This window comes from Chitinophaga silvisoli (assembly GCF_003412465.1).
In the GTDB taxonomy this organism is placed as follows: Bacteria; Bacteroidota; Bacteroidia; order Chitinophagales; family Chitinophagaceae; genus Chitinophaga; species Chitinophaga silvisoli.
In genome coordinates, this window is sequence record NZ_QTJV01000004.1 from 829,152 (window position 1) to 847,389 (window position 18,238).

General features: G+C 41.3%; 14 protein-coding genes. 7 read left to right on the forward strand and 7 right to left on the reverse strand.

Annotated elements, in window-relative coordinates; translation table 11 throughout:
* Positions 1 to 653: 653 nt before the first annotated feature.
* From DXN04_RS15420 to DXN04_RS15445, 6 genes are all read left to right on the forward strand, one after another.
* Positions 654 to 1,472, forward strand: coding sequence for a sensor histidine kinase (locus tag DXN04_RS15420; RefSeq protein WP_116854238.1), 819 nt, complete (start codon positions 654 to 656; stop codon positions 1,470 to 1,472).
* Positions 1,469 to 2,125, forward strand: a complete 657-nt coding sequence (locus DXN04_RS15425; protein ID WP_116854239.1) for a response regulator — start codon at positions 1,469 to 1,471, stop codon at positions 2,123 to 2,125. Before DXN04_RS15420 ends, DXN04_RS15425 begins: the two co-directional genes overlap by 4 nt.
* A 37-nt stretch (positions 2,126 to 2,162) precedes the next feature.
* On the forward strand, positions 2,163 to 2,474 hold the full coding sequence (locus DXN04_RS15430) for a DUF6804 family protein (RefSeq protein ID WP_116854240.1): 312 nt from the start codon (positions 2,163 to 2,165) through the stop codon (positions 2,472 to 2,474).
* A gap of 167 nt (positions 2,475 to 2,641) precedes the next feature.
* The gene (locus DXN04_RS15435; RefSeq protein WP_116854241.1) at positions 2,642 to 3,310 is read left to right on the forward strand and encodes a hypothetical protein; all 669 of its coding nucleotides are present in this window, start codon (positions 2,642 to 2,644) and stop codon (positions 3,308 to 3,310) included.
* Positions 3,311 to 3,706: 396 nt separating this feature from the next.
* Positions 3,707 to 3,865 (forward strand): helix-turn-helix transcriptional regulator, encoded by a 159-nt coding sequence (locus DXN04_RS35780; protein WP_158569034.1) that lies wholly within the window; start codon positions 3,707 to 3,709, stop codon positions 3,863 to 3,865.
* A 311-nt stretch (positions 3,866 to 4,176) separates the two neighbouring features.
* On the forward strand, positions 4,177 to 5,190 hold the full coding sequence (locus DXN04_RS15445) for a P-loop NTPase family protein (protein ID WP_199415047.1): 1,014 nt from the start codon (positions 4,177 to 4,179) through the stop codon (positions 5,188 to 5,190).
* A 221-nt stretch (positions 5,191 to 5,411) separates the two neighbouring features.
* Here DXN04_RS15445 and DXN04_RS15450 read toward each other — a convergent pair whose 3' ends face one another.
* Positions 5,412 to 6,140 carry a LuxR C-terminal-related transcriptional regulator gene (locus tag DXN04_RS15450; protein ID WP_116854244.1) on the reverse strand — a complete coding sequence of 243 codons (729 nt, stop codon included), beginning with the start codon at positions 6,138 to 6,140 and terminating at the stop codon, positions 5,412 to 5,414.
* Positions 6,141 to 6,638: 498 nt separating this feature from the next.
* Here DXN04_RS15450 and DXN04_RS15455 point away from each other — a divergent pair, with 498 nt between their 5' ends.
* Complete coding sequence (locus DXN04_RS15455; protein WP_116854245.1) at positions 6,639 to 9,755, forward strand: serine protease; 3,117 nt, start codon at positions 6,639 to 6,641, stop codon at positions 9,753 to 9,755.
* 62 nt (positions 9,756 to 9,817) lie between these two features.
* On the opposite strand, the gene DXN04_RS15460 is transcribed toward DXN04_RS15455, so the two are convergent.
* The 6 genes from DXN04_RS15460 to DXN04_RS15485 all read right to left on the reverse strand — a co-directional run bounded on the left by DXN04_RS15460 (position 9,818) and on the right by DXN04_RS15485 (position 17,643).
* The gene (locus tag DXN04_RS15460) at positions 9,818 to 10,363 is read right to left on the reverse strand and encodes a hypothetical protein (protein WP_116854246.1); all 546 of its coding nucleotides are present in this window, start codon (positions 10,361 to 10,363) and stop codon (positions 9,818 to 9,820) included.
* Between the two features lie 174 nt (positions 10,364 to 10,537).
* A complete protein-coding gene (locus DXN04_RS15465; protein ID WP_116854247.1) occupies positions 10,538 to 11,026 on the reverse strand; it encodes a TIR domain-containing protein in 489 nt (162 codons plus the stop codon).
* 2 nt (positions 11,027 to 11,028) lie between these two features.
* Complete coding sequence (locus DXN04_RS15470; RefSeq protein ID WP_116854248.1) at positions 11,029 to 12,303, reverse strand: TRAFs-binding domain-containing protein; 1,275 nt, start codon at positions 12,301 to 12,303, stop codon at positions 11,029 to 11,031.
* 47 nt (positions 12,304 to 12,350) lie between these two features.
* Positions 12,351 to 13,118, reverse strand: a complete 768-nt coding sequence (locus DXN04_RS15475) for a toll/interleukin-1 receptor domain-containing protein (RefSeq protein ID WP_116854249.1) — start codon at positions 13,116 to 13,118, stop codon at positions 12,351 to 12,353.
* Positions 13,108 to 15,261 (reverse strand): hypothetical protein, encoded by a 2,154-nt coding sequence (locus tag DXN04_RS15480; protein WP_116854250.1) that lies wholly within the window; start codon positions 15,259 to 15,261, stop codon positions 13,108 to 13,110. The genes DXN04_RS15475 and DXN04_RS15480 overlap by 11 nt, the downstream gene beginning before the upstream one ends.
* Positions 15,262 to 15,273: 12 nt before the next feature.
* Positions 15,274 to 17,643, reverse strand: a complete 2,370-nt coding sequence (locus DXN04_RS15485; RefSeq protein WP_116854251.1) for a hypothetical protein — start codon at positions 17,641 to 17,643, stop codon at positions 15,274 to 15,276.
* Positions 17,644 to 18,238: the final 595 nt, after the last annotated feature.

Sequence of the window (18,238 nt, forward strand, 5' to 3'; positions counted from 1 at the left end):
GATCCATACATGTACAGATTGTTAAATCATAGGTTTTTATATCTCATTCCACTACTGCTTAGCGCCATTTTTAGTCTGAGAGCATTCAGACAAAAATGGCCTAGGCCATATAGACTATATGCATGGATGCTGCTCTTATCTCTTTTCACAGAAGTAGCAGCCCTTGCGTGGAAATGGGAATTATACCATTGGGGATCCTTCAATTATTCACAAAATAATTTCTGGATCTACAATTTCTTTCTCATTCTCCGCTTTGGATTGCTGGCAATGATCTTTAATCTGACACTCTATCAACACAAACTTATCCCGCTCATTGGCGGCATCATCTTTTTGTTTGGTTTACTGGACTACGTCCTTATCCATGGGCCACTCCAGTTTAATACCTATAGTATGATTCTAACCCATATTTGTATCATCACATTATGCCTGTTGTATTTCCGACAATTATTGCAGGAGCCCGGCATTATCGCCATTCAAAAAGAGCCCTTGTTCTGGATGGTCATCGGCCTTTTCTTTTATCATGCCGTGTCATTGCCATTCTTAATCAACCTGGGCTTTTTTAACCTTCAAAACTATCGGCTGACAGTCTACTTTTTTCCCATCAATGAAGCCCTTAACTTCTTATTGTGCTCCTGTTATCTAATTAGCTTTTTATGGAAACCTCAATACTCACAACCTCTCTGACGCTTGTCATATCCACCCTTGTTGTATTAGGACTCTGTACCTCCGTCGTGTATTTTTTATTTCTATATCAGAAAAAGAAATTCCGACATCAACAGGAAATTCTTGAAATGCGTGAAGCATTTAACCAGGTACTTTTACAATCAAGACTGGCTATCCAGGAACAGACATTGGATCATATCAGCAAAGAACTGCATGCTAATTTTAGTCATCTGGTATCTTTGATCAATATCAATTTGCAGGAGATCCTGCCACAAACACCAGTCGATCAGAGAGAAAACATTATTGAGACAAAATCACTGGCAAAGCAATTGATGAGTGAACTCAAAGCACTCTCCGCCAATCTCAATACAGATCACATTATCCACATCGGCTTTGTCAAAGCATTGGAGAATGAACTGAATCGCCTTGCTAAAACAAAGAAATATGAAGTCGTGATCACAAAGGCAGGTGAAGAATACCGCATCTTACCCGAGCATGAGATCATTCTGTTCCGCCTGTGCCAGGAAGTGCTGAACAATATTGTCAAATATGCAAAGGCCTCTGAAGTCACAGCTTCCATCAATTTTTCCAGGGATGAGTTTGCGCTTGTCCTTGCAGACAATGGCACAGGCTTCAATGTACAGGATGCGCTGGATAACAGTGGTGAGAAACAAAGTACCGGTCTGCTGAATATGAATAAGCGGGCTTCGCTGATCAATGCAGAGTTGCTGATAACAAGCCGGAATGGCACTGGTACGATGGTGATCATAAAAATTCCACAACCTCAGATTCTTAAATCTATTCAATGATAAATAAGATCAATATTGCACTGGTAGATGATCATAACCTGTTCCGCAAAGGCCTGATCAGGTTGATTAATATGGGCGATACGCAACAGCGGTATCATATCCTTTTCGAAGCGGATAATGGCAACCAGTTCAAAGATAAAATGGTGACACCACCATTTCCGGATATCATTTTGATGGATATTGATATGCCGGAAGTAGATGGCTTTGAGGCGGTGGAGTGGCTACAACGCACCCATGGAGATGTAAAAGTACTGGTGATGACGATGCTGGAATCCGAGTCGGCGATCCTACGTATGCTGCGCATGGGCGTACGTGGCTATATCCACAAAGATATAGAGGTAGAAGAACTCCAGGCGGCCCTCGAGACAATCGCTGCTAATGGCTTTTATTATTCCGAAGCCGCTTCCGAGGTATTGCAGCAGAATTTAAATGGGCTGGAGCGGTCGGGAAATAAAGTGCATTTATCAGAGAATGAGCGGGAGTTTATAAAGTGGGCCACCACTGATCTTACCTATCAGCAGATAGCGGATAAGATGAATCTAAGTGTAAAAACTATTGATGGTTATAGGGAAGCACTATTCAAGAAATTGGGGGTAAAAACAAGGGTCACACTGGCATTATATGCGGTCAAACACGGATTGGTAGAATTATAATTTTATATTATATCTTCGCAGCAAACCCTTATACACTATGAGAAGATTGACTGCGTTAATCCCCGCCCTATTCTTATTGCCAGCTATTTTCAAATTGGATATCCAACATTTTGAGAAGATGCATTACATCGTGCCGGCATGTGCATTATACCTGCTGTATGATAGTTACCAGAAGCTGCAAAATGCATTTTTTGTTTTATTCCTGGTGTCGATAGTGTTGTATAATCCATTTATTCCTGCCACTTATTACATGAATGCCGGGTGGATCATGTTTGATATTTTCTTTGGGATTGTGTTTTTAGTAAAGGTATTTAAGTGGGGGAAATTGGAGGAGGAAGAAGTTATTTAATTTTTCGAAAAAGCGGGCTGGTTTATTAACAGTTTTTCATGTCTGCTTTAACTTGCTCTTAGTTATTATTCAATACAGCTATAAGGCTGGCTTGCAATTTCTATAATTGGCCTACAAATATTATTGGTAAAGGATAATTACATTTATCCCTTACCAATTATTTTTTTATGGCAAAGCAAACTTCGATACTGACATTCACTGGCAGGTTGGGGGAGTTAACTGGTTTCAGGCGGAATGGGAAGCATTACTTTCGAAATCGCCCTGATGGGATTCGGCATACTCCCAATATGAAACGGGCTGCACAGCGCTTTGGACAGGCTAGCCGTACAGGGGCATTTATAAGAAAGGCATTGGGGATAAGGGGTGATGGGGGGCATGTGAACAGGGTTACCAGGTTGCTCATTCCCTCTGCGGGTGTCGATCTTAATACCCTCATAGGCTTGCAATTCAATAAATCGAAACGTACTTCATCACATTTCTCCAAATTACCAGTACCAGGGAATAATGGCGTATTACGCATTCCGGCACAGGCCTTTCCAAAAGGCATTCGGCATTTATCCATCAAATTAATCGCTGTCCGTATTGATTTACAATCCAGGAAGGTGATAGGTAGCAATACAGCTGAGATCAATATTGATACTTCTCAAAAATTTGAAGGTGCGGAACTTTGTGCATGTGTACCTGGGACAGGGACATTGATTACAACGTTGTGTGTAAATGACAGCGCAGTGGTCATTGCAGTGGAGGAGACACAGGCGGTTTGTAGGAGGCCTGTTGAATCATGTTATGTATATGATAATGTACCTGCGATGCCATTGATAGTTCTTTTAGAATGATCGCTGTTTGTCATACAAGGAATAATTGGTAGCAAAAAAATCCCTATTGAAATATGTATTATTAACCTCAGCATGAACACTGTGGACAAACAGTTATTGCGTTTCCAATTTCAATATTTTAAAATAGATCCGAAATCCAGCTCCACATCAAGTCCACGTTTCTACCTTTGCTTCGCCGATTGAGATAGTATTCAATAATTCTTACCTGCTATTGCGCTATTTGCGCATAACAATCCTTAATTTCGGAAAAGTATTCTTACGCGATGATAACCTTTTAAATGGCCACAATTTTAAATCCATACCTATGGACTTACAAAAAAACTAGATGCAGTTACTGGGGCTCAGCCATCAACATGGAAGGAGAAAGCCCTTTTTAGAAAAAACAACCAGGATTGGTTGAAACATTCACAGGCAATTGTTGTAAGAATATTAGAAGGGTTACGCGACAAAAATATCTCTCAAAAATTATTGGCAGAAAAATTAGGCGTGTCATCACAACAAGTAAGTGAAATCTTAAAAGGTAAGGAGAACTTTACCGTACAGACAATTACTTAAATAGAAACAGCAATAGGGATCCAACTAATTTAATTGCATTTTATTTATCTTACTGAGAAACTGGTCATAATTACCATAAAGCTGAGCCGACATTATGTCAATAGTGTATTGAACCGAAAAAGTCAATAATATAAAATGAAAGGCGCTTACTAAACACCTCCTATCTTTTATGGTAACTTAATAATACGACAAGCTCTCTCAATGGCTTAACATAACTATCATCCTCTAATATTAACCACCCATTAACAAATTTTTCCCTAATATTCACTAACTAGCAAATCGAACATCACAACACTAACTCCCTACCCATTATGCACCACATTTCCCTACTCAACATCTTCAAACAACTCAAAGCCGATCTGATTGGCAAAGACTCCTACCGCGGCGTCACCCTCACCTACACCTGGCTAGCCAACCAATTCGGGCATTTCTCCCTTGGCTTCATCCCTACTTTATTAATTCCCCACCACAACGCCCCCTGGATCGTGGCCATCGCCTGGACACTCTTTGAAACATACAACTTCTTAGGCCCCCTATTACTACAAAAACACACCGAATCCAAAGCACTATATGTCCCCTCACATAAAAAATACACCTTCCCTCCTACCTGGGGCAACATCGCCTTCGACACCTTCACGGACCTCTGCTTCTTCTGGCTCGGTGCTTTCGCCGCCAGCCTCCTCCTGGGCCACCACACCCTCATGAACATCTCTATCATCACCATCATACTCATCTACCCCATCTGCTACTGGTACCCTACCAAAATGTACCTCCAGCAAGCCTGCCTCCCCACCCAATTCCGCCTCAGTCAATGGAACCTTTCCATCAAAGAGGCTGACAAAGAAAAAGTCTACTCCTTCCTCAATGCCACCGTCCACCCCGACACCATCACCGGCAAACACCTATTTATCTTCGGCGGCAAAGGCAGCGGCAAAACCGCCCTCGGCATCGGCCTGGCTACCGAATCAGCCATCAAACACAAAGCCTGTCTCTATACCACCGCCATGAAACTCTACACCCTCTTTGCTCTCTCAGACGAAGAAATTCTAAATGAAGAACCAAACGGCTGGACATGGCGCACGACATCCCTCCTGGTTATCGACGATATCAACCCCGGACAACCTATTCCTAAAGATATCGTGACCGCACAGCAATTCGAGCACTTCATGCACAGCGAGGATAACCGCCGCGCATTAAAAAATAAAAATGTAATCTGGATCCTGGGGGATGATACAACCTACCCTGAATGGCAACAAATGCTCCATAATATCGGGGTATCAACAGAAAGTGTAAGTGCTGTTTACCTGCCGCAGGCAAAAATGTAATTCTTTACAACAATAAGTGTAGTTGCTATTTACCTGCCACAGGCGGAGATGTAATCCATTATGGCAATAAGTGTAGCTGCTATTTACCTGCCGCAGCAGAAGATGTAATCATTTACAACAATAAGTGTAGCTGCTATTTAACTGCCGCAGCAGAAGATGTAATCCTTCATGACAATAAGTCTAACTACTTATTTACCTGCCGCAAATGAACATGTAATCCTTCACGGCAATATATGATTCTCATACGCAAACGTCACCAAATGCGTCAAACTCTTCACATTAAATCTCTTATACAACGGAATAATCCTTTTCTCTATCGCCGACTGCGTCACATTCAACTCATGCGCAATCTCCTTAAACGACTTCCCCTGCGCCAACATCCCCAACGCCTCCTTCTCCTTATTCGAAATCGCATAATAATGAAACAAATTCTTATTCAACTCCTCCTCAAACTCCGCCTTCTCCGGCCCATACGCCGCATACTGCATCACCTTCCCCAACTTCAACCGATAACTCACCTGGTTCCTCCCAATAATCTCCGTCACCCGCCCATTCTCTGACTTAAACACCCCCACCCGCACAATCAAAGGCACCGCCTTCCCATTCTTATGCAGCTTCTTCAACTCTATCGTAAAACTATACTTCTCCAACTCCTCCGACCGACTCATAATAAACATCAACGCCTTATCATTCAACTCAAATGAAAACGGTTTATACTCCGGCGTAGTGATATCCACAATACTCAGCATATTGATCTCACTATCATCATATCCCAACACTTCTTCCCACCCATCAGCATACACCATCCTGTTCTCCTTAAAGGAATACACATATATTGCTTCCTCAGGAAACCTTTGTATGGTACGTCTTAAACTCATCGCCTGTTCACTGTTCAAATCTGCAGGCAAAGCTGTGATCATAGATCTGGAAAACTCCCCGGGATTAGACATGACAAATTTTTAATTCCTCTAATTTAAGCATTTCCTTCCCAAACTGCGGAATTTCGCAGTTGACAACCGATAAAAACCGGGTTATTTTTGCGGAACCTTTCAACCATTTCTTTAGAGACCCCAATATCATTAACCCCTTTAGTACTACAACTTTTCTAGTGCCAGGTACAGGGCAGGCAATAAACCTTCGCTTGCCCTTACCACTGGACCCAAATACTACTAAGAATAGTAATCTCCTTTTTACACTGAAGTAGCGATACCACGCAATGTACCACAGTATTCTTCGTTGATTACCATGTCCTTTGCAATGTTTACAAGATGACGTGCTCAGATAACCATGTCTTATGCAACGTTTACGATACGACGGGACAGATAATCAGCATCCGCTATTTTTCAACAGCACCCCCACAATTATTCAATAAAAAATCTTAATTTGATAACAGACCCGTGTACAGATACACGAATAACCCATTCCCTCAACCTATTCACCCAGGACCTATGTCAAACCCACATGCAGCCCACATTGAGCAGTCTATTATTTCCATCCTCAATCCCGATAACGAAATCATAGGCTACGGTTTCTACATCGACCCACATGGAACCGCCATCACCTGTTATCACACCATCGTACATCTCACCCCGATCCGCATCCGCGATCACGATGGAAATGAATTCATTGCAACAATAGACGATTATCACACCCAATACGGTGCAGAATTTTCTGACATCGCCATTCTCCAGGTTCCTACAGCGACACCTACATTCCTCCCACTTCCTATAACAACGTATATAGGAAAAGAAATGACGGTTATCAACGTGAATCATTCCGCCTTTGAATTTGAAGACATCCTGTTACATAAAGTTACCAATCCCTCTCATCCACCATCGTCTCACGGCCTTCCCATTACAAGTACCGGCACCATCATGGCAGTCGGCATGTTATCTGTTGCCAACTACAGGAATTTACCCAGTCTGGCAATCTTTCAGGCCACCCCAAAATCAGCACAACTTCAGCTACTCTTTCAATATCTTTCAGATAAATACTGCTCCGAAGAACCCGATCCTAAATACAGGGAATTAAAAACATTCTGCAACTCACAAGTACGTCGCGCCGTCAGAAATCTGACTGAACAAAAAATACTCTTACCCAACAACTTCTGCAATGAACCCAGAATTGAGTCTGTACTGAATAATTTTAAGGAACAATCGGCTCGTGTCTGTTGTCTCCTCGGGGAAAGTGGTATCGGCAAAACAAACTACCTGATCCGTGAGCTACCAATTTTCACCGGGAAATTATGCACCTTATTTATTGCCGGCCAGGACCTCGACCCGCGACTCTCCAGCCTACCCGCCAAAATAAAAGCGTATATCACCCAGACATTAATCACTCATCCCCATGATACCATCACTATCGATGATGTCATGAACCTTCTATATCAACATCCTGAGAAATGCCTGATCGTTATCGATGGATTGAATAAAATACCACGCACTTCCCCTAAAGTATTCGATGACTGGTTTACCAGATCTATCCGCTGGGTAAGAGGTATGGGTTTAAAACTGATCATCACAGGCACTGATACACCTACTTTCCAAAACGGTTTCCTGATAGATGGCTTCACCGGCAAACAAATGAAACAAGCTATCATAGCCTACCAGCTACCTGAAAAATTCAGTAAGATCTCCAGGCTCAATCAGCCCCTGTTATTGCGCCTTCATTATGACCTCGGCGGCCAGCAACTATCCGCTCCACTCGATGACTATCCTTTGCTGGCTACCTGGTTATCAAGAAAATGTACCGCCATAGCAGCACGTACACAGGTATCATCATCCCTCATTCATTCTCTCTTAATTGATATCGCAAAACACTTTGTTACAAGCAACGACTACTGGCTCTCTATGGAAGCATACCAGCACTTCCTGAAAGATTATCCGCAGCTGGCTTCCATTCTTATCCACGAAAATCTTTTTATTGAATCCGTCAATGGTATCAGGATCACTCAGAACTGGTTAGCAGATTTCCTCATCGGCGAAACATTCCCTGCAGATACCGACATCGACTGGGAACAATTAATACCTGTCAGCACTGCCACACTAAGAGGAGGTCTTCCATGGCTCATTGCCAAAAAATCCTTCTTAGGACAAGACCTTTCACACACCCTAAATAAGCTGCTGATCTATATTTTGAAAAGCGATCATCATTATTTCAATGCCACCGTCATATTTGCTGATATCGTAAGACATCTATCTTATCCCGATAAATACTTTACTATCATAGAATCCTTCACCGTTCTCCTTACTAATGGGTACATCTTCGATATTAGGATGGGACCAGTTATTTACAATTCGCACCTCTCTTTTCCTAATCAATTGAAACTATTCAAAATCTGCCTATCCAACGAAAAACTCCAGCCATCAGAAATCATGTCATATCTCAGTAATAACTTCCATGAAAAACATATATACCTTGCCCAGCCATCCGGACGGCCAACCAAATTAGCCCTTGGGAGATACCTGTTTACTGACCCCGGAAAGACTATAGCACACATCACTGAATGGCTATACGACTGCAAGGACCAGGAGATAAGTATGATCAATATCATTGCATGTATCATCATTTACCAACAATACAGTCCGCATAAAATCCCTTTCAATCCATGGATACAGGATACGCCCACGCAGGCGATGATCATAAAAGTGATGATTTCGCTGATCTTAATAGCAAAAGAATCCCTGGTAGAACAGGTCTACGAGGAACTGAGTCAACAAAGAGGTACTAAAAAACTTGTTTTTGAGGATATAGATGCCTATTCCAAAAGTCTGCCGCCGATCCTGCTCAATGTGTACAAACGTTTACCTGCTAATGAAAAGAAGGTGGATATGACAATTTGGTTATTGAGGATTCCGGAATACCGGAAAGAAATGATCAATGAAATACTCTTCCTGTTCAAAGAAGGGAAAGTGCCTGATAGGCTCTCAAAAGAATTGGGCGCTTATGTGACACAGGATGGCATCTTTGAACTAATGGTGCCTATGCTCGTCAAGTATATTAAATATGGTAGAGACTACCCGGTAAGAAAAGAATGTATTCCCATCCTGTTTCAATTTGGAAAGAACGAGGTGCAAAACCGCATCCTGGCCAATCATCTGGCAGCTCTCATCCAGCGCGGCTCTGACTTTGACACTCACTTTACCAGGAGCCTGGTATTAGGCCTCTATATCCTCGCTCCCTCTTCAGCAGCCTATCAAACTTTATTAGCCATGATACCTGTTTTATTGAACAGGAATATGCATTCCTGGTATCATACTTTAATATACCTCTGCCGGGAAGAGAAAAACAAACAAAAACGTGCGGATAAGATAAAATGGATTATGTGGGGATTTGAGAACTTACCGGAACGGCAGCTGTGTAATTTAGTGGTTCTTGTGCTGAATATGGAAATCATTACAGATGAAGCTAAGATTCTGGAGTTGATCAAACCAACGATATTGTTGACATTGAAGGAATCTGATCAGTTTTATGATGCGGTGTTGAAGAAGTGTAAGAAGAAAAATTTATCAATATATCATGACCTGGCAAATGATGAGCAGATGAAAGCGCTGGTCAAGGTTTAAATTGGGTTTAACAGTTTAATAAATCGGGTGTCCTGTTTTATTAATGAGACACCCGATTATTTTTACTCGCCTACGTGTAGAATGAAATATTTATCAAATGATCTGTCTTTAGGGATAAATAGGTACGTTGTATCTTTAGTAGTTAGTTCTAACCAGGATCCTGCATTAATTTCCAGCAGATAAGACTTGCCACTTATCTTAACCTTTGAATATAACTTACAATCCAGGTGGCTATAGGCTAAATCCCAGCCTATGCCATCCAGGGGTTCCATATTCCTTAGCAGTTTATCTATGGTCGCTGAATCAAGATTCCATTTCTTACATCTTGATAGGTATTGCTTATCAGCATCCTCATCGACACCGTACTTTTTCACGGGGCCTATTTCAATAGTGGTAGTGTCGGTAATAATGACAGCGGTATCACTAAAGGTTTTAGGTGAGGTTGGTGCAGTTGGTTCAACCTGCGGTTGTTGAACCACGGGCGCTGGGCCTGAAACAGCTTGCTCGATTTTATTGGAATCAACAGTTGCTTGATTTTCAGATGGTTTAGCATTTTTACATTGAAAACTGATAAGTATTATTAAAATGAAGAAAGGCAGTTTTTTCATGGTCAAAAGATAGATGAAAAAATCATCATAACTATAAAAAATATGCTATTGATCTGGCTTGCCTGATTTATATGAATACCTGCCTCAGTACCCGGATCCTTTCTTTCACCAATTCATCCATCACATCCGTATTGTCGACACCTTAAAAGACGCTGACCTTTTCTCCACACCCAATTACTTCTTTCCTGCTTTAATTGCCGCATCCTCCACCCACTTACCCAGATTCTCATACCCATTATCATCCGTCCAACTGTAAACCGGCACACCAGAAAAATAGACATCCTGCCCATCTTTCTCACCTATCTTCAATCCGAACACACTACATCTGGAAGATGTATAACCATTCAAATCTTTAATTCCATCAATAAAGATCCCAATAATGGCATTCCCCCGCTTATAACTTTCCCTTATCTCATACTGTACATATGGCCTTTCTAAAGTATCCGCCCCAATCAACACCGCCGTCACAGTAGATCCATCCAACTGCTCATTAATCCACCTTTTAATAGCAGCATCCCCCGTCTTCTCCAACTTCATGAAATCAGCATGATCAATAAACCCAGCCTCCTGGATACCATTCTTCGTCATCCCACTATTACGAACGACCATCGCCCTGCTCACATCATTACCATAATGAAAGCTAAAAAATACCTTCCTTGCCATAGTTAAAGTATTATCTTGTTTTTAAACTGATCCAACTCCTTCTGCAACTTCGCCCTTTGCTCCAAATAAGACTGCATACTAAACTCCCCGTTCGCCACCTTCCTCACCTTCTCTAACCATTCCTCTTCTACCCCTGGCTCATCCAAACCCACATACGCCTCTGCCATAGTAAGATATACCCACTCCTTATCCTCCCTGCCCTCCCATTTCTCATCAGCCATCAGTCCTTTACAAATCTCAATCACCCGCTTCCTGATCTTCCTCGCATTGCCAAAATGCGCATTCGATTCATAAAAGTCCTGTTCCAGGTTCGCCAGCACATTAAATATATAAGCCGCATTTATACCATTATAATAGTCGCTACCTATATAAAACCCTTTGTCGTAAAACCAGGCTGCCTTGTTCAGGTACTCCATCTCCCCCGTCACAGCATACAGGCGCTTATTAATGGCACCACACAATCCTAGTGTCTCCAGGTCTGTAGATGTATCCGGATGTAATTCCTCCAGGATCTTTGCTGCGTCTTCCAATGCCTGCTTCGCATCCGGCAATTCCGACTTATACGTACATAGCGCCAGTCTTTGTGTTACAAGCACATTGTCCTGGTTCAATTTCTTCGCCTGCCTTAATACTTTTATAGCAGCAGTATAATCTTTCGAACGCTTGAAATCTTCTGCCATGGTAATGTAGTCAGACAAGGAACCAATCTCCTTGATATTCTCCTTGATTTCATTCACTTCTTTCGGTGTAAACACCGGCACCTGCAAACTGGGATACAAGGCATACAATGGACTATCCACTGCCGGTGCGGCCATCAATTGCCTTACTTTTTCTTCCAGGTAATCACAGAACCGGGTTACTTCTCCATGGTCAATACCATTACCCATGTGTTGATATTTATCAATATTCACATGGCTCAGATCGAATGGTAATACATTCTTATCATCAGAAATCACAATAGTGGTATGCTTTCTCACAGCATGTCTGACACCTAATTCATACAGTACATTAGGGTTGAAGGTAGTCAGGTCAGCCACCACAAAATCTGCTTTCAGGATATTATCATACATTGGCTGATCAATTACTCCGCTATGTGCGATGTCACACGCACGAAAACAAAAGAAACCTAACTTCTTAAATACGGGTTCGATGATATACTTATAAGTTTTATCCAGGTCTATCTCCCGGCCATTGGCATGATCCATTTTCTTTCCAAAGCCTATGATGACGAAACAGGTTTTTTCCACGGTTCCCTGTTTCAATGCTTCGTTATTCATAATGATAATTATTAGAGGTTAATCTTATAGTGAGTTTTCGCAATTATCTATTTATTGAAGAGGTGTATGATCCGCTGCATCCCGGACTCAAAATGCCCATCAGTCAATCTCACGGTAGCCCGCTCTTTTAATGTCTTCATGATCTTCCAAAAATTATCCCGCTGTAATTTGTATTCAGCCCGCTGTGACAGAAATATATCCTCCCCTGAATCTTTATCAATCCTTTCCTTCATCCACCTTGACTGCCGGCTTATCTTCTCATCAAAATAATCCAGGATATCCTTAACTAAAGAATCATCATTATCATAAAATCGCTCTTCTATAACAATTGGTATGATTCTGGAACCCAGGCCATTTTCAATATTCATCCGCGCCATCATCGCCTCTTTATTCACCCAGGAAGATCGAAGACTATTTTCAGACACAATAATCAAAAAAAACTCCGCTGACTGTATTTCCAACTCCAACCGGTTTTCTATTTCCTCTCCTGCTTCCATCGAAATCACATCCCAGAAAGTATTTACCTTATAATTCCGCAGGTAATTATAGATCTTCTCTGCCATCTCCCGGTCCTTCCAACTATAAGAGATGAAGATCCGCCGACTGGCAACAGCCTCATTGGATTCGTAAGCATCCTTTTCCAATTGCTTCAATCTACCGGTTATCTCTGTGAGATAATTATCCCAATAGGCCTGCTCAACCATCCCATTGTCATACAACTTTTTCTCATTGATAAAGTCATATAATAACAATGAGACGTGCCAACTGTCTCTACTTTTTGTTTTAAGATCCTCCAGGAGTTCATCATGCATCATGAGCAATATCTTTAGGTTCGGTCAACAATATTGTTACAGGCTCCGCTTCCGGTTCATTATATGTCGGGATAAACTGTAGCATTAATTCTTCCAATTCCTTTTTCCACAGCGCAATTTCTTCAGGCGTATAAAGTCCGTCTTTGGCATTAAACAATTTCTTTTTCAGTTCATAAATACGCTCCTTGATGCGCTCCATATCGTCCTCCCATACCTGTGTCCAGATATGGCTACCTGCATTACTAAATGTATTCTTGACCTGTTTCACCTGGATAATTTGAATATTGAGGTAGAAACGCTCTTTGATCCACCGGATACCAGCTTCTTCCGCTTTACTCTTAATATACTGTGCAGCCTTAGCACCATTTTTTAGTCTTTCCACCTGGAGGTTGATATGCTCATAAAGGCAAATCTCCAATGACTCATTGATCCTATTTAACTCGTCTTCAATATCCGGGAAGTTATTCCCCGCAAAGGCACCAAACAGGTGGGAGTCTACCCCTGTAATCTGGTAATACACCCTGAACTCTGCCTCCCCATCCAAAAAAGACAGGGTAACTTGCTTAAAGCCCCTGCTAAGCGTATTGAGTCTTTCTGTAAGTGCGGTATGACCTATCAATAAATTGATATTCACATTTTCGTCCACGTTAAATGTCTTTTTGAGATAGTCTTTCAGTGTTGACTCAATATTTCTTTTAAAATTGATGCTGTTAAAGTCATCGTAAAAGTTATCACTGGAAAAAGCAGCAATTTTATCCGACAAAAATTTAATCACTCCCGTCTTAATCATTTCCGAAGGAATAGAATCCGGCCTCAACTGTGACTGCCATGTATCATTGTTTAAATCCCTGATCCGACCATTGATAGTGAGTGAAAGTCTCACGATATCTTTAATCTGTGTGGTGAACATTGCATCCTGCTCATCGATCAGCAACTGAACATCCAGCTTTGTTGCATCCAGCAAATCTGAAATCAGGAAACTATTAATCTGGTACCCGATGTCCTTTGTATCCTGTCCAAAACGCTCGCAAATCCTATTCGACAAATTCCTGAACTGATAGATCAGTTCGGCGTAAGTCAGGTTTGAAACTACGCTCTGGGTAGCTTGTTGCAGCTTACCCTTCACCCATTCTTCCATATCATTGATACGTGAAAGCTTAAACTTCTCGGGGTTTTCCAGGTTTAGCGTCAATGTATTTTTCAGCAGGATTTCGGCGTTATTCAGGGTAGCCCCTACCTCCAGCTGGTCTTTCCTGTAATGTTGTGGTATGGCATCAGGCAATTCAAGCGTTACATCTCCAATTTTCCATGCTTTATTAGCCCGGCTCAATTCCTCGTTCCAATGTTGAATAAGGTCGGTCCTGACTTTATCATTGATCTGTTGGATCAGGTCGTTATAAGTGACCTGCGCACTGATATATGACTTTAACGAGGCGACTAAAATCGTCTCAAATTCTTCCTGCTGTTTAAAAGCCTGGGATGCCAACAACTCTTTTTGCGGTGATCCGTCAGGCACCAGGGTTAACTCAAAATTCAGGTTCACATATCCATTGTAATTCTTAGGTTGTACCCGGGCTTTTGTTTCAGAGATCTCCTGTGATTTGGGCACATGGATCTTTGTGAGCAAAGTAAGTGTAGTGAGGATTTCAAGGCCCAGGTTGTCCCCAAGTGTAGCCATACTCGTCTTAACCAGCGACCTGAGGGATTCCGGATTAGCATAAATTTCGCCGGCATGGTGTTGAATCAGTTCAGTCATGATGCTGTTTAATTCCTGGGAGATAGTCACCTGTGGATTATTCCTACCTACCATCTTCGTAGTAAAGAGCGTCTCCTTACCGGGTATGACCTTCATTTTATGACAAAACTCCACTTCCACATCCCCATACTCAGTAGATTCAAATTTGCATGCCTGCTTTTTTGTTACCTGTTCAAAGGTATCAATCAGGTACTTTTCTCTTGCAGGCAACCATTTATCCCATAGCTTTTTCTTATAAACAACAGCTTTCTTATTACCACGATCGTAGCTCACAATTATTTGATCACTCAATGAACGCTCGGGTACCTTACTTTCCTGCACAACTTCACAAATCAACTTGTCAAATCCTTCTACTTTTATGGTTTCTAAATGGTAATTTATTTTATTCATAAGAATATCTTTTTATGCATTAACATTCACCAATAAGTCCTTTAACTTTTCTCTCCTGGTCTTTAACTTTTCAAAACGGATCTTGTCCTCCCTTATATTTCCGGGTATTTTCCCAAGCGATAAAATGGTCTTCTCATATATATCATCGTTCTTTTCTAACCAATAAGATTTAATTTCCACAAGGTGATCTTTCGATAAAACATTACGCAGTTCCTTGCCGAATTCCTGCTGCTTGCTGGCTCTCAATGTTTCATCTGTATTGCAGGTGGAGATGATGTAAAACCAGTTTTCATAGATATCGGCAGCCAGGGTGATCACTGTACACATCTTTTCTTCATCCCTGCCGATGAGCTGCTGTTCGCCTGTAATAATGCTTTCCAATATCTTAAACCGTCCGAGGAACAATTGCTTAAAGTTTAATAACTCGTACCAGCTTTCCAGGCATTCCTTATTACATATATCTTCTAAGAGCTGAATAAATGAACGTGTAAAAGGTTCTCCTTCCAAAGTAGGGGTATACAGGTTGTACCTATCCTCTGCATCTGCACCTTTTGTGATATATTCATGGAATGACAGGATGCAGTAGTCTAACCTGAATAACCATGCATATTGTCGTGAATGCTTATTAAGCTTCTGATCAATAGGGTCTTTAATCCATGCATCAGTTTTTTGATACATATCCTGTTTATCGAAATTGTAGTGCATCTGATCATAGATCAGGAAACGCTCCTCTTCTTCACTCTCATTCAGCGCCTGTCTGAAATAAGTAAAGACCTGGGTAGCCGAAAATTTCTCGCGGTCTTTCAATTCATTGTACAAGCGGATCGCTAACTTAATGGCGAGGTCCTTTTTATCCAGGTTGTCCAATAACAGGCGGAAAAACTCATTAATGATATGGGTAAATTTCTCCTCCTTCCGCATCAGCATATGCTGCATTAATAGGACCAGTCGCTGCTGGACAAATTCAACATACCGGGCTACAATATCCGGATGAACGGCATCCAAAATATCATTGACAGAATCGGCATTAGATGCATTTGCATGCATTACAATGGCTTGTTTCCTCAGGAGATCTACCAGCCAAAGTTCATCATGGTCAGTAATATTCTGGGAGGCATTTGTCAAAATTACTTTAACAAGCGATGGATAAAAGTCTTTACTTAATGAATTATTAAATAAGATATCGTTCGAAGAAAGGTCTTTATACAACAGGGAAAACATCATTCTATTCTCTGTCAGGAAATATTGCTGTATTCTACCAGCCAGGTCATTGCTTCTAAAACGTACATAAGTAATATTATTTTCAACGAAGGTCTGTAACCTGCAATCCTCTCTGTATATTTCAACCTGCAGGAAATCGGACCATATATCTTTATAGAGCTTTACAGAGGCTGGCCTGTTTTCATCCTTATGAGCAGGAGGGATTTCTCTATTCCCAATCATAAGAGTGACTAATAATTGGAAATCCCCGATGGTGATGTTTTCAAAAAATGCAGCAATAAAAATGATGATAACCTTTAAGGAGTCTTTTTCTTTTAGGAGCTGAATAATGTGTTGTTCATCTTCGTCCCGGACCTTATTATAATTAACAATTGCGTCTGTGACCTGTATCTTAAATTCATCAAAACCATTATCTGCCTCTCCAATGGCTGCCAGGTGACGTAAGAGGCTATTGATATTACATGCATTGTATGATGAAGTTATTTTAAGCTCTTCGTAGAAGCTGAGTCCCTGGTTGTAATGAAGCCGGGTTAATTCAAGCGAGATGACCTGCAGATCCCAGACTGCATATTCAGTCCTCAATAGATCTTCTGCGGTATTAAAATAATTATTAAAACCTTCGTTATTAGGAACGGGAATGACCAGGCAGATATTCGCTTTATGCAGACTGGAGAGCCATGTATGGTGGGCGGTATCCCAATCGGTGTTTAGCAATCTATCCAGGTACTCAGCGGTATGTTTCCGGGGAACGATGATCAGCTTCGTCTTCTCAAATTCCTGTTTTTCCCAGCAGGAGAAAGCAAATTTCTCCGTACCATTCAACCTGTATACGCCGTCACAATTAGGCCATAACCTATTAATACTACTATTTAGTACGGTAGCTAATCTCAGTGCGGCATGCCGCAGCCAATAGCTTTCAGGGGCACGGATAAACAGGACTCTTTTTTCTTTGAGGCGCTGGATGATGTATTCAGTATGTTGCCTGTTTTCATGCCAAATGAAGGAATTGTCTACAACGACTCTTTCGAGGATCTTTTCGAATGAAATCTGGTCGGTGGATGGAGACTGCCGGGATACCAGGGATTTGCTGATGTAATCCTTTGGGGGCGTTTCAACAATCTTCTCTATTGGTGTTGATGGTGCGTCGTTAGTGTTGCTCATGCCTGTGATTGTTAACAAATGGTTATTAAGAGTTTGCTAAATTATCGGGATGGAGATAGCAGCTCCTGACCATTTAGAAATGGATAAATTAGGATTGTGATTAGGTGCTCGGTATGTAGGAAGGGTGGTAGGCCTCCGGAAGTATAAGAAATCATTTGTATTTATGATATTGATAGATACTAAATAATTCTTTGATGTTCAGAAGGCAGGTAATAATTGCACTTCGGTGTATGTTGGTAACATGGGGATGAGGGGGAAATTAATGAGACGTTAACAGTTGGGGAGTAAGTGACTATTGTCATAGTTATTATTTTTTGGGGGTGGAAGAATTGATATCAAATTTAGGGAGCAAATGGGAGTAAGATGGGATTTGGGGCAGGGGAAAAATCCTGTTTTTTTATGCTAACAAAATGGTAAAGCAGTGAAAAATCCAATATTGTCATGCTTATGTCAAGGACAATGTACGCTGGTTGATTCTACAATATCCTATTTTGATATTACACGATATATATTGTAATTTCACAAGTTGTAATGCAACTAAATTCATATTGATAAATTTTAATATACAAAGTTGCGTATTCAGGAATAATACTGC

Bases quoted from the DNA above. Each gene is read 5' to 3' on its own strand.
- DXN04_RS15420 (WP_116854238.1), top strand. From the start codon at position 654: ATGGAAACCTCAATACTCACAACCTCTCTGACGCTTGTCATATCCACC.
- DXN04_RS15425 (WP_116854239.1), top strand. From the start codon at position 1,469: ATGATAAATAAGATCAATATTGCACTGGTAGATGATCATAACCTGTTC.
- DXN04_RS15430 (WP_116854240.1), top strand. From the start codon at position 2,163: ATGAGAAGATTGACTGCGTTAATCCCCGCCCTATTCTTATTGCCAGCT.
- DXN04_RS15435 (WP_116854241.1), top strand. From the start codon at position 2,642: ATGGCAAAGCAAACTTCGATACTGACATTCACTGGCAGGTTGGGGGAG.
- DXN04_RS15445 (WP_199415047.1), top strand. From the start codon at position 4,177: ATGCACCACATTTCCCTACTCAACATCTTCAAACAACTCAAAGCCGAT.
- DXN04_RS15450 (WP_116854244.1), bottom strand. From the start codon at position 6,140: ATGTCTAATCCCGGGGAGTTTTCCAGATCTATGATCACAGCTTTGCCT.
- DXN04_RS15455 (WP_116854245.1), top strand. From the start codon at position 6,639: ATGTCAAACCCACATGCAGCCCACATTGAGCAGTCTATTATTTCCATC.
- DXN04_RS15460 (WP_116854246.1), bottom strand. From the start codon at position 10,363: ATGAAAAAACTGCCTTTCTTCATTTTAATAATACTTATCAGTTTTCAA.
- DXN04_RS15465 (WP_116854247.1), bottom strand. From the start codon at position 11,026: ATGGCAAGGAAGGTATTTTTTAGCTTTCATTATGGTAATGATGTGAGC.
- DXN04_RS15470 (WP_116854248.1), bottom strand. From the start codon at position 12,303: ATGAATAACGAAGCATTGAAACAGGGAACCGTGGAAAAAACCTGTTTC.
- DXN04_RS15475 (WP_116854249.1), bottom strand. From the start codon at position 13,118: ATGATGCATGATGAACTCCTGGAGGATCTTAAAACAAAAAGTAGAGAC.
- DXN04_RS15480 (WP_116854250.1), bottom strand. From the start codon at position 15,261: ATGAATAAAATAAATTACCATTTAGAAACCATAAAAGTAGAAGGATTT.
- DXN04_RS15485 (WP_116854251.1), bottom strand. From the start codon at position 17,643: ATGAGCAACACTAACGACGCACCATCAACACCAATAGAGAAGATTGTT.